Origin of the sequence: Selenomonas sp. oral taxon 126 (genome assembly GCF_001683335.1) — a bacterium.
Taxonomy (GTDB): domain Bacteria; phylum Bacillota; class Negativicutes; order Selenomonadales; family Selenomonadaceae; genus Centipeda.
Window position 1 is genome coordinate 2,210,626 of record NZ_CP016201.1, and the last position, 10,335, is coordinate 2,220,960.

At 54.4% G+C, this 10,335-nt stretch carries 13 protein-coding genes and 1 pseudogene; all 14 read left to right on the forward strand.

The window, feature by feature from the left end; genetic code table 11:
- Window positions 1-80 precede the first annotated feature (80 nt).
- Window positions 81-1,337: a phage portal protein gene (locus tag AXF19_RS10105; protein ID WP_066848372.1), complete on the forward strand. Its 1,257-nt coding sequence runs from the start codon at window positions 81-83 to the stop codon at window positions 1,335-1,337.
- A complete protein-coding gene (locus AXF19_RS10110) occupies window positions 1,327-2,016 on the forward strand; it encodes a head maturation protease, ClpP-related (RefSeq protein ID WP_066848374.1) in 690 nt (229 codons plus the stop codon). Before AXF19_RS10105 ends, AXF19_RS10110 begins: the two co-directional genes overlap by 11 nt.
- 15 nt (window positions 2,017-2,031) lie before the next feature.
- Window positions 2,032-3,207 carry a phage major capsid protein gene (locus AXF19_RS10115; protein ID WP_066848376.1) on the forward strand — a complete coding sequence of 392 codons (1,176 nt, stop codon included), beginning with the start codon at window positions 2,032-2,034 and terminating at the stop codon, window positions 3,205-3,207.
- A gap of 32 nt (window positions 3,208-3,239) precedes the next feature.
- Window positions 3,240-3,515 (forward strand): head-tail connector protein, encoded by a 276-nt coding sequence (locus tag AXF19_RS10120; RefSeq protein WP_066848379.1) that lies wholly within the window; start codon window positions 3,240-3,242, stop codon window positions 3,513-3,515.
- 12 nt (window positions 3,516-3,527) lie between these two features.
- On the forward strand, window positions 3,528-3,854 hold the full coding sequence (locus AXF19_RS10125) for a phage head closure protein (protein ID WP_066848382.1): 327 nt from the start codon (window positions 3,528-3,530) through the stop codon (window positions 3,852-3,854).
- Window positions 3,847-4,245: an HK97 gp10 family phage protein gene (locus AXF19_RS10130; protein ID WP_066848386.1), complete on the forward strand. Its 399-nt coding sequence runs from the start codon at window positions 3,847-3,849 to the stop codon at window positions 4,243-4,245. Before AXF19_RS10125 ends, AXF19_RS10130 begins: the two co-directional genes overlap by 8 nt.
- Window positions 4,242-4,604 (forward strand): tail completion protein gp17, encoded by a 363-nt coding sequence (gene gp17 / locus AXF19_RS10135; protein WP_066848389.1) that lies wholly within the window; start codon window positions 4,242-4,244, stop codon window positions 4,602-4,604. Before AXF19_RS10130 ends, gp17 begins: the two co-directional genes overlap by 4 nt.
- Window position 4,605: 1 nt before the next feature.
- On the forward strand, window positions 4,606-5,205 hold the full coding sequence (locus AXF19_RS10140) for a major tail protein (RefSeq protein ID WP_066848392.1): 600 nt from the start codon (window positions 4,606-4,608) through the stop codon (window positions 5,203-5,205).
- A gap of 11 nt (window positions 5,206-5,216) precedes the next feature.
- Window positions 5,217-5,531, forward strand: coding sequence for a phage tail assembly chaperone G (gene gpG, locus AXF19_RS10145; RefSeq protein WP_066848395.1), 315 nt, complete (start codon window positions 5,217-5,219; stop codon window positions 5,529-5,531).
- A gap of 186 nt (window positions 5,532-5,717) precedes the next feature.
- Window positions 5,718-8,270, forward strand: coding sequence for a hypothetical protein (locus AXF19_RS10150; protein WP_066848398.1), 2,553 nt, complete (start codon window positions 5,718-5,720; stop codon window positions 8,268-8,270).
- Entirely contained in the window at window positions 8,242-8,583 is a 342-nt protein-coding gene (locus tag AXF19_RS10155; protein ID WP_066850213.1) for a phosphoribosylformylglycinamidine cyclo-ligase, read from the forward strand. Before AXF19_RS10150 ends, AXF19_RS10155 begins: the two co-directional genes overlap by 29 nt.
- 2 nt (window positions 8,584-8,585) lie before the next feature.
- Complete coding sequence (locus AXF19_RS10160; RefSeq protein ID WP_066848400.1) at window positions 8,586-8,999, forward strand: hypothetical protein; 414 nt, start codon at window positions 8,586-8,588, stop codon at window positions 8,997-8,999.
- A gap of 11 nt (window positions 9,000-9,010) precedes the next feature.
- On the forward strand, window positions 9,011-9,916 hold the full coding sequence (locus tag AXF19_RS10165) for a hypothetical protein (RefSeq protein WP_066848403.1): 906 nt from the start codon (window positions 9,011-9,013) through the stop codon (window positions 9,914-9,916).
- A pseudogene (locus AXF19_RS14600) lies at window positions 9,913-10,335 on the forward strand (hypothetical protein); the annotation flags it as partial. The gene AXF19_RS10165 and the pseudogene AXF19_RS14600, both read left to right, overlap by 4 nt.

Sequence of the window (10,335 nt, forward strand, 5' to 3'; positions counted from 1 at the left end):
CTTTCTGCTTGCCGAACGGATTTGATATAACTATTATAACATACATAAAAGTGGATGTCTACAAAATTAAGGAGGTTTCCATGAACCTATTCAGCAAACTTTTCCGTTCGCGGGACAAGCCTTACAATCATCTCGGTGGCTTGTCTTTTTTGTTTGGACAGACGGCAGCGGGTAAGGCGGTCAACGAGCGTACGGCAATGCAGACAACGGCGGTCTATGCCTGTGTGCGCATTCTCGCAGAATCCATCGCAGGATTGCCGCTCCATGTCTACGCCTATAAAGGGCAGGGAAAAGAGCGTGTGCCGGAGCATCCGCTGTACTTCCTGCTCCACGATGCGCCGAATCCCGAGATGACGAGTTTCGTCTTTCGTGAGACGCTTATGTCGCATCTCCTCCTCTGGGGAAATGCCTACGCACAAATTTTGCGGGATGGCAGGGGACGTGTTCTTGGCCTCTATCCGCTGCTCCCGGATAAGATGGAAGTCAGCCGCGACAGCCGCACGGGTGAACTTTACTATACTTACACGCGAAGCACAGAGGAGAATCCGAATTTTGCGGACAAGGGGCAGATTCGTTTACGACGCGAGGATGTCCTCCACATTCCGGGACTCGGCTTTGACGGTCTGGTTGGCTATTCTCCTATCGCTATGGCAAAGAATGCCATCGGCATCGCTCTGGCAACGGAAGAGTATGGCGCGGCATTCTTTAAGAACGGTGCGCGTCCGGGCGGCGTGCTTGAGCATCCGGGTGTCCTCAAAGACCCGTCGAAACTGCGAGAGAGCTGGCACGCCGTCTACGGCGGCACGATGAACACGGGCAGAATCGCCGTCCTCGAGGAAGGTGTAAAGTATCAGCAGATTGCCATACCACCCGAGGAGGCGCAGTTCCTTGAGACGAGGAAGTTCCAGATTGACGAGATTGCACGTCTCTATCGTGTACCGCCGCATATGGTCGGGGATTTGGAGAAGTCCAGTTTCTCAAATATCGAGCAGCAGTCGCTTGAATTTGTCAAATACACTTTGAATCCGTGGGTCATGCGATGGGAGCAGTCGTTGCAGAAAGCGTTACTATCAGATAAGGAGCAGAAGGACTACTTCATCCGCTTCAACGTGGACGGTCTTCTGCGCGGGGACTACAAGAGCCGTATGGAGGGCTATGCCATCGGGCGACAGAACGGATGGCTCTCGGCGAACGACATCCGCAGCCTTGAGGACATGAATCCGATTGAATCCGCAGAGGGCGGCGATCTCTATCTTATCAACGGGAATATGACAAAACTGAGGGACGCAGGACTCTTTGCGGGTCAGCAACAGGAGGGAGAAAACGATGAAGCGTAAATTTTGGAACTGGGTGCGGAACGAGGGAGAGAAGCGTATCTTGCTTCTGGATGGTGAAATCTCAGACGAGACGTGGTGGGGCGATGAAATTACACCCCAGATGTTCCGCTCTGAGTTGAATGCCGCCGAGGGAGATATTGACCTCTGGATCAACTCGCCGGGCGGGGACTGCTATGCGGCGGCACAGATCTACAATATGCTTATGGAGTATAAGGGAAACGTCAATGTCAAGATTGATGGGATTGCGGCTTCTGCTGCATCCGTTGTCGCTATGGCAGGATCAACGGTTGAGATTTCTCCCTTGGGGATGTTGATGATTCACAATCCAATGACTGTTTCCATCGGGGATACACATGAGATGGAGCGGACGATCACGTTCCTTGCCGAAATCAAGGAGAGCATTATCAACGCCTACGAACTCAAGACGGGATTGTCCCGTGCGAAGATTTCAAGGCTCATGGATGCCGAGACGTGGATGAACGCCAAGAAGGCGGTGGAGCTTGGATTTGCGGATTCCGTTCTCTATGCGGACGCACAGCGTCCTGTGACCGATACGGCAGACGGGCTGATCTTCTCCCGTGCCGCCGTCACGAACTCCCTGCTCTCGAAATTCGGACAGGGGACACACAATGTCGATGCAGAGCCGCTCAAACGACGGCTCTTTTCTATTTCACACTAACGGAGGGACAAACACATGGATAAGATCATGGCAATGCGCGAGAAGCGTGCAGAAATGTGGGAACAGGCGAAGCAGTTCCTTGATGAACACGAGAAGGATGGCCGCCTTACGGCAGAGGACGCCAAGGCATACGAGCAGATGGAGAACGAGGTGCTTGCGCTCGGCAAGGACATCGAGCGCATGGAGCGTCAGGCAATTCTCGACGCACAGCTCGCAAAGCCTGTGACGGCAGCAATCACCAATACACCGGGCGCAGGATTCGCTTCCGAAAAGACAGGTCGTGCAAGCGAGGCATACCGTGCGGCGATGCTCAAGGCACTCCGCACGAACTTCCGTCAGGTGGAGAACGTCCTGCAGGAGGGGACGGATGCCAGCGGCGGTTATCTCGTTCCAGAGGAATATGACAAGCGTCTCATCGACGTACTCACTGAAGAGAACGTCCTGCGTCCGCTTGCAACGACGATCACGACGAGTGGGGAGCACAAGATCAACATCGCCGCCACAAAACCTGCGGCATCGTGGATTGAGGAAGGTGCGCCACTCACCTTCGGGGACGCGACCTTCGACCAGATCGTCCTCGACGCGCACAAGCTCCACGTTGCGGTCAAGGTGACGGAGGAGCTGCTCTATGACAATGCCTTCAACCTTGAGAACTATCTCATTGGGCAGTTCGGCAAAGCACTCGGCAACGCAGAGGAGGACGCATTCCTCAATGGCGACGGAACGCACAAGCCGAAGGGGCTTCTCATCTCGGCAAAGACATCCGTCACCACGGCGGCGGCAGACATCAAGGCGGACGAACTCGTGACGCTCGTCTACAGCCTCAAGCGCCCCTACCGCAAGAACGCAGCATTCATCGTCAACGACCAGACGCTTGCAAGCATCCGCAAACTCAAGGATGCCAACGGAGCGTATTTCTGGCAGCCGTCCTACCAGATGGGCGAACCCGACCGTCTGCTCGGCTATCCCGTGTACTCATCGGCATATATGCCCGCTGTCGAGGCGGGCAAGACCGTCATCGCATTTGGCGATTACTCCTACTACAACATCGGGGATCGCGGCACCCGTGCTCTGCAGGAACTCAAGGAGTTGTTTGCGGGCAACGGCATGGTCGGCTACGTCATGAAGGAGCGTGTGGACGGGAAGCTCGTTCTTGAGGAAGCGGTGCAGACGCTCAAGATGAAGGGCTGATGAAATCTGCGGCAAAGAGGGGAGGTGGTTCTATGCTTGTGCCGCTTACAGCAGTCAAGCAGTATCTTAGGATTGACGGAGATGAGGAAGATGATCTCCTCACACACTTTACGGAAACGGCAGAACAGATTTGTACTGCATTACTGCGCGTGAAGCAGTTGTCCAAGGTCGAAGATCAGGCGATTGTGCGCGTTGCAATTCTCTACGCCGTCTCCTATCTCTATGAACACAGAGAGGAAGCGGATCACAGAGGGCTTGCCTTGACACTGCGTTCCCTGCTGTTCGGTGTGCGGAAGGAGGTCTTTTAGGTGAGGGTGTCCATGAGCGAACTGCGCCATCGAATCACTATTCTGCGTCCCGTCACGGAGACGGATGATGAGGGGAATATCCTCTCCTCGTCGGTGCAGGAGCTTTCAAAGGCGTGGGCGCTCGTTCTGCCCTTTGCCGCGAAAATCTCCGACGGATATGCGGAGAAGGTGCAGGAGGTGGATTACCGCATCGTCATTCGTTACCGCATGGATGTGCGAGTGACGGATCGTATCCGTTGGGGTGACAAAACGCTCACACCAATCGCGCCGCCCTATCCGCTCGGCGGGAAGAAGCAATGGCTCATGATGGAATGTAGGGAGTTGGTGGAGGATGGCTAGATACCGAGGTTTCGTCTCTGCCGAGAAGATCCTTTCGGAACTCGGCGCAGAGGCGACGGCTGCGGCAAAGGAAGCACTCGCGCACGGAGCGGACGATGTGGTTGCAGAGGCAAAGAACCGCTGTCCCGTCTATGCAGGGACAGATAAGCGCGTGGTAAAGGGCGCACTCCGTGACTCCATCCACAAGCGGCCGCGCAGACGAGATGGCTCCGTCTGGCGCATCGCGGCGGATGCCAAATCGCAGGATGGCGTTCCCTATGGCGTACTCGTCGAGTTCAGTCCGCGCATCAACCGTCCGTTTCTCTATCCCGCGCTCGATGCCAAGAAGGACGGTATTCGCTCTGCCATGGTGGATGCCGTAAGGTCTGCGATACGGAGGAGGGGGAAATGAGTGTTGTACGGATGGTGTATCAGGTACTTGTGCGCTCGAAGGAGCTGACGCAGCTTCTCGCTCACGGAAAGAAGAGCATCTACCACGGACGCAGTCCCAATGCGGGGACATACCCGATTATTGTCTACACCGTCATTTCCGACGTTCCTGCGCTCTCGGCAGATGGTATGGAGTTCGAGCGGCGCGTGACGGTACGCATCCATATTCTGACGAAGGATGGGAGATTCGGAGAGATTCATCGCGCTGTGCAGAACGCGCTTCTGCCACTCGGCTTTGTAAGGGTGCAGACGCAGGAGTTCGTTGAGAAAGATATATTCGTTGAAATTACAGATTACAGAACAGCAGTGGAGGGAGAATAAAATGCCAAGTCCAACACCAACAGCAAAGCCCGCCGGGAATCTTACGAGCGGGCAGTTCATCAACATCCAGAAGTTACATATCGCGAAGATGCTTACCGATGTGGCAGGAGGAGCGGCGACATATGAGGCTCCGATTCCGCTCGGGAAGCTCCTGCGCAAGGTGGACATCAAGCCGCAGACGAATCAGGCGGAGCTTTTCGCCGACGGTCAGTCCGTGGATACGGCATCCAATACCGCATCCTATGACCTTACCTTCGATACTGCCGCGCTTCCTTTGGAATACACGGCTTACCTTCTGGGACACGCCATCGAAAACGGCGTGATGAAGGCGGGCAAGGATGATGTCGCTCCGTACTTCGCCGTCCTCTTCCAGTCGGATAAGCGCAACGGCAAGAAGAGATACACCAAATTCTACAAAGTCCAATTCACGGAACCCTCGGAGAGCGGCAATTCGAAGCAGGAGAGCATTCAGTTCGATACGCCGACGCTGACGGCAAAGGCAATCTACCGTCTCTCCGACGGTCTGTCCTACGCCAAGGCGGATGAGGAGGCGGCGGGCTTTGCCGCAGAGACAGGCTCGAAGTGGTACGAGCAGGTATGAGGGAGGAAGCTATGGAAACGCCGAAACTGCATATTGCGGGCAGGGAGATCGTGCCGCATCCTCCGAAGATGAAGGTGTGGCGCGAGTTCCTTGCCTTTTTTGATGCCGACAAGGAAGGTCTGAGCCTTGAAGATTTTCTGGACGAGCACGTCAGTCTGATCGTCCTCGGATTCGGTCGGGAGGAAGTTACGAAGGAATCCGTAGAGGAGTATGTCGATGTAGCGGACATTGTACCACTGACACGTGCGCTTTTCCGTTGGATTCAGGCACTCACCTTCTCCAAACTGGTGAACCTCCCAAACGGGGATACGGAGAAAGAGGCGTAGTTCTTTCTCCGTATCAGAATTTACTGCGTTACTACGAGCGGCTGCAGTCCGCCTACGGGTGGACAATGCAGGAAATCGACGGGCATGAGATAGGATTCTTGCTCGATCAGCTTGTGGTGACGGCGATCTGCGAAGAAAGATCGTCTGAGCGATTTATTGACGACGTGATGTAGGGAGGGAGATAGAGTGGCAAAGCGCGGACAAAAGATTGATGAACTCTATCTCGACATCGGTCTCAACATCGCACAGCTGCAGCTGGACTTTGACACAGCGGGGAAAACCGTCTCGGATTCCATTGCACGCCTCAACAGCAAGGCAAACAACATCCATCTGAAACTGGATGCCGACCTCGCGAAACTCGACGGCGTAGGGACGGAACTCGACAAGATCAAGGTGCGCCATCAGGCGATCAACCGCGAGTTGGATATTCAGCGGCAGAAGGAACAGATTCTTGTGGCTGTCCTGCAATCCGCGAAAAAGAATGACGGCGTGGACAGCGCATCCTATCGCCGTGCGGAGAGCAATCTCCTGCGTCAGCAGAGAACCGTCGCACAGACGGAAGCGGAAGTGCGAAAACTCAATGCACGTCTTAAGGAGAGTGCGGTTCTCTCCGGCACGCTCGGTGGACGTATCTCAGCGGGCATGACGGCGGCACAGGCGGGTGTTCGGAATCTTACGAGCGGATTCAATGTTCTCTCGACAAAGATGGCCGCAGTTATGGCCGTCGCTGCGACGGGCGCGGGACTGTTCAATATAACGAAGGACGCAATGCTTGCAGGTGAGAACGTCTATAAGCTGACGCAACGGCTTCATGTCTCTGCGGGGGAAGCCGCTGAACTGGGGCGTATGTTTCAGCTTGCGGATACGGACATCAAGAGCATTATCCCTCTCATTGCTCGTCTTGATAAGCAGGTATCCGCTGCAGGAGAGCGTGGAAATGACACATCTCGCGCACTCTCGCGCTTCGGCATCGCACTCAAAGATCAACAGGGAAATCTCCTGCCGCTCAATGAGCAGCTGGCGCAGCTTGCCAAGGGATATAAGACCGCAAGCGAAGCGGGCATGGAGGAAGCATATACCGCCGAGGTGCTCGGTGCGCGTGGTGCGGCACTCATCCCGATTCTCGAACAGTACGACGACCTGATGACCGTTTCTTCGCGCGTCAAGACCACGGGACTGCTCGATCCCGAACAGGCGCATGAGACGTATCTCAAATGGCGCGAGATGGAGATGGAAGCGGGGCAGCTGAAACTTGCCCTTGGTGCGGCTCTCCTTCCTGCCGCCGAAGAACTCATGCCCGAGATCAATGACGGCTTTGAATCTCTCGTTGAAACGATTCGGGACAACAAGGACGAGATCAAGGATGCCGTCCTTGGATGGGGAGAGGCATTAAAGACCGTCGCAGAGCTTGCGGGCTTTGTCGGCGAGCAGATTCATAAGGTGAGTGAACACGCAGAAGCAAATTCATGGCTCGTGAAGAATCATCCCGTGGCATCTCCGTTGATTGCTGTTCCATTCCTCGGCGGTACCGTCCTCGACGCACTCTATGGCGATGAGTACAAGCAGTACCAAGAACAGCAGAAGATTGCCAAAGAGAAAGTGGCGGCAGAGGAGAAAGCGCGTGCCGAAGCGGAGAAGAATGCCAAGGCGCAGGAGCAGAATGCAAAAGCGGCACAAATCCGTGCGGCGGCAGAAAAGGATGCCGCAAAAACGGTCAGTGAATCCGCAAAGGCGACGGAACAGCTGACGGACAGCTTATATACGCTGACACACACGGACATCCAGAACAGCCTTCATGCTCTTGGGCGCGAGGCGTTTCAGTTTTTCCAGAAGGGCGCAGATCCACATCTAATCGACGAATACCGTCTCGCGAAGGAAGCGAAGATTTATTCCGACTTTCAGCGGGACGTTGTAGATAAGGCGAATGCGCTCTACAAGACGGATCTCCAAAACAAGCTGGATTCCATCGCTCGCGAAGCCGATGCCTTTCGGCAGAAGGGCTTGGATGAGGTGCAGACACAGGCGTGGCTGAGTGAGAGCAAGGCACGTGTCATGGAGCAGTGGGAGCGTGATGTCGCTTCCAATATCGACTCGATCTGGAAGACCGAACTTGAAAACCGCCTTGCAGAGATAGAGCGCGAGAAGGATGCGTGGGTCCAGAAGGGGCTGGACGAGGTCGAAGCGACGCGCTGGGCGGAGAAGCAGAAACTCGATGCCAAACGCAACGCCGCTCTGGAAGTCCTCCGCTCCCAGAAAGAGGAACTGCAGGTGTTCAAGAAATCCGGGCAAGTCGGGTTGATGCAGTACCTTCGCAAGAAGAACAAGTTCACGGCAGAGGATCTGGGGCTGACACCGGAGCTTCTCCAACAGTTTCAGTCTGGGCGCAAATGGGCGATGGAGAATCTCCTTCCAAACTTCCGCCTTGAGCAGCGTGAGGACAGTTCCCACATCCGTGTCAATGGGCAGGAGTTCTCATACTCGGAAATGATGGCAGGGCTTGGACAACAGGCACAGATCGTGCAGGGAGGGAGACAAAATATCCCGTCCTCCCAAAATACTACTCAGTCGGCTCCCTCCATGACGGACAATCGGCAGATTCACATACAGGTACAAATTGAAAACGCCGTCACGGAGGACAACGAGGGAATGCGTATGCTTGCCGATCATGTCGCCGACCGCATCCGTCCTGCCGTCGAGAATGCCCTTGGAGGTGATTCCAATTCATATTCACATTGGTGAGGTTAAAACGCTGAGTGTCGAGAACTGGCAGATCGTTCCCGATGATCGTCAGCAGCTCCTCGAAATTGTCGGCGGCGCGGTTGTGCAGGATTTCGGACACATCACGGAGGGCGACCGTATTTCCTGTTCGGTCACGGTCACTTCTGCCGCATGGGAGAAAATCAAAGGCTACTGGGACAGCCGCACGATGGTGTCCGTAACGGACGAGGGCGGAAATATCCGTCCCTCTATGCGTGTTGTGGTGAAATCCTACGAGTATATGGCGCATTTCCCGAAGGTCTATAAGATTTCACTGGAATTTTGGAGGGTGTGAAAATGGCAGAACTCTTGCATATCTATATGAACAATCCAACCGAGGGCGGCAAGGACGGAACAGAGGTCAGCTCCGGTACGGAACTCGCGCCCATCTCCGTCCTGCTCGATGCGGGCAAGGGCGAGCAGAAAGCCGTCAAGTGCGCCGTGCGCTGCGAGAGCGGCTTCCATATCGACGGAACACTTATGATCAAGTTCGTCGGCGATCATGCGGACAAGTGGAAGGTGGCGATGGATCACAATTATACGACTGATACCGTTTTGACAGCAGCAGATTGGAAGGATGAGATTGCACTTTCCGGTGTCGGCACTGTGAATGTCATTTTCTGGGTGAAAGCGATGAGTTCTTCCGATGAGCAGCCACAAAGCGATGTGAGTGTCGACCTTCAAGCAGAAGGGCTCCTTGTTTCGGACTAGGAGGTTGTGTCATGTCGTTCAAATACATCAATCCAGGCTATGCCGAGCTGCTTTCGACCAGCAGAGGCACAACGGTGACGGGGGAGCAGTACAGCAGGACTGGCGTATCTTTTTGGCAGCCTTCCAAAGAGCGCGGAGTCGAACTTTCCGAAGTCCCGACGGAATTTTACGGAAAGTTCGATTTGTATATCCTCGGAGTAGAAGGGCGTGATGATGTCGATTTTTCACTCGGCATTGGGTATCAGAACGGCATCTACCTGAGTGGTTATCGCAGTTTGACCATTTCCGGGTACGCAGGTACCAACTCTCTTTTTTACAAGTCTGACATCGCTGAGATCATTCCCATGTACGCAATGAGTACTGTATGGCTTCACATCAAGCAGGGGAATGAGAACAACGGAATTCTGCATGTCATCGTCAACGATCATGAATTTTGCAATAAGAGGGATATAAACCTCTCGTATGATTCGCGAACCATCAAGATATTCAGTGACAACAATCGTGCCCTCATCTCGAATCTTATCCTATCGGATGCCCCGATTGATCCACGCGAGCAGATCGCTTTGCTGCCAATCACGGCAACACAAACAAACATGACCGATTGCGGCGATGGAAGCTATGAAGCGACGGCGGCAGGACAGGAGCTTCTGCAGACGGTCGATGTTTCGTCGCTTATCTCGCAGTATGGAGGGAACTCCCGAGTGGTCAGTATTGCACCGTTTGCAAAGCCCGCCTATCGGACAGCAGAGGGGCTGTGCGCTCTGACGGCGATTGAAAAGAGCGGCGGCATAATTACGGAACACGGCAGACATATCGCAGGGCAAGATACGGCGGGGTACGTTATGGGAGCATACGACACGTCTTTGAGAATTGCAGAGCTTGCAGAGCGGCAGTTTGGATGGAGAGCGGGGACATGAGTATCAAGCTGAAGCCCGGTGTTCTCATCTCGTGGTTTCCTTTTGGGCGCATCCATCTCCACCCTGCCGTTTACATCACGTTTATCCCGATGATTCGAGAATCAGTAAAACTGACGTGTGATCTAAGGCGGGAACTTCATGCATCCTGCTCTGTTCATGCCGACACACGGCGGCTTCTACAAACAGGAGTGAAAGTATCAATTAGAGGAAAGCTGCTCCGCCGGATTGGACGGACGGAATCGAAAAACACGGATACTGTGCGGCGTATCGGACAACGTGGCTCTGCTATCGCAGATTCAGCACGTCAGCTTATCAAGTCCCTGCATATATTGGCAGATACAAGGATTGAGATTCCTCATACACTGACCTATGCAGAGTTTAGAGAGCGCGGCATTCGCTCGTTCTCCGTGACGCTCGGC

Excerpts from the sequence above, each read along its gene's own strand:
- AXF19_RS10160 (WP_066848400.1), top strand. The coding sequence starts at position 8,586 with ATGGCAGAACTCTTGCATATCTATATGAACAATCCAACCGAGGGCGGC.
- AXF19_RS10165 (WP_066848403.1), top strand. The coding sequence starts at position 9,011 with ATGTCGTTCAAATACATCAATCCAGGCTATGCCGAGCTGCTTTCGACC.
- AXF19_RS10120 (WP_066848379.1), top strand. The coding sequence starts at position 3,240 with ATGCTTGTGCCGCTTACAGCAGTCAAGCAGTATCTTAGGATTGACGGA.
- AXF19_RS10115 (WP_066848376.1), top strand. The coding sequence starts at position 2,032 with ATGGATAAGATCATGGCAATGCGCGAGAAGCGTGCAGAAATGTGGGAA.
- AXF19_RS10130 (WP_066848386.1), top strand. The coding sequence starts at position 3,847 with ATGGCTAGATACCGAGGTTTCGTCTCTGCCGAGAAGATCCTTTCGGAA.
- gpG (WP_066848395.1), top strand. The coding sequence starts at position 5,217 with ATGGAAACGCCGAAACTGCATATTGCGGGCAGGGAGATCGTGCCGCAT.
- AXF19_RS10140 (WP_066848392.1), top strand. The coding sequence starts at position 4,606 with ATGCCAAGTCCAACACCAACAGCAAAGCCCGCCGGGAATCTTACGAGC.
- AXF19_RS10110 (WP_066848374.1), top strand. The coding sequence starts at position 1,327 with ATGAAGCGTAAATTTTGGAACTGGGTGCGGAACGAGGGAGAGAAGCGT.
- AXF19_RS10105 (WP_066848372.1), top strand. The coding sequence starts at position 81 with ATGAACCTATTCAGCAAACTTTTCCGTTCGCGGGACAAGCCTTACAAT.
- AXF19_RS10125 (WP_066848382.1), top strand. The coding sequence starts at position 3,528 with ATGAGCGAACTGCGCCATCGAATCACTATTCTGCGTCCCGTCACGGAG.
- gp17 (WP_066848389.1), top strand. The coding sequence starts at position 4,242 with ATGAGTGTTGTACGGATGGTGTATCAGGTACTTGTGCGCTCGAAGGAG.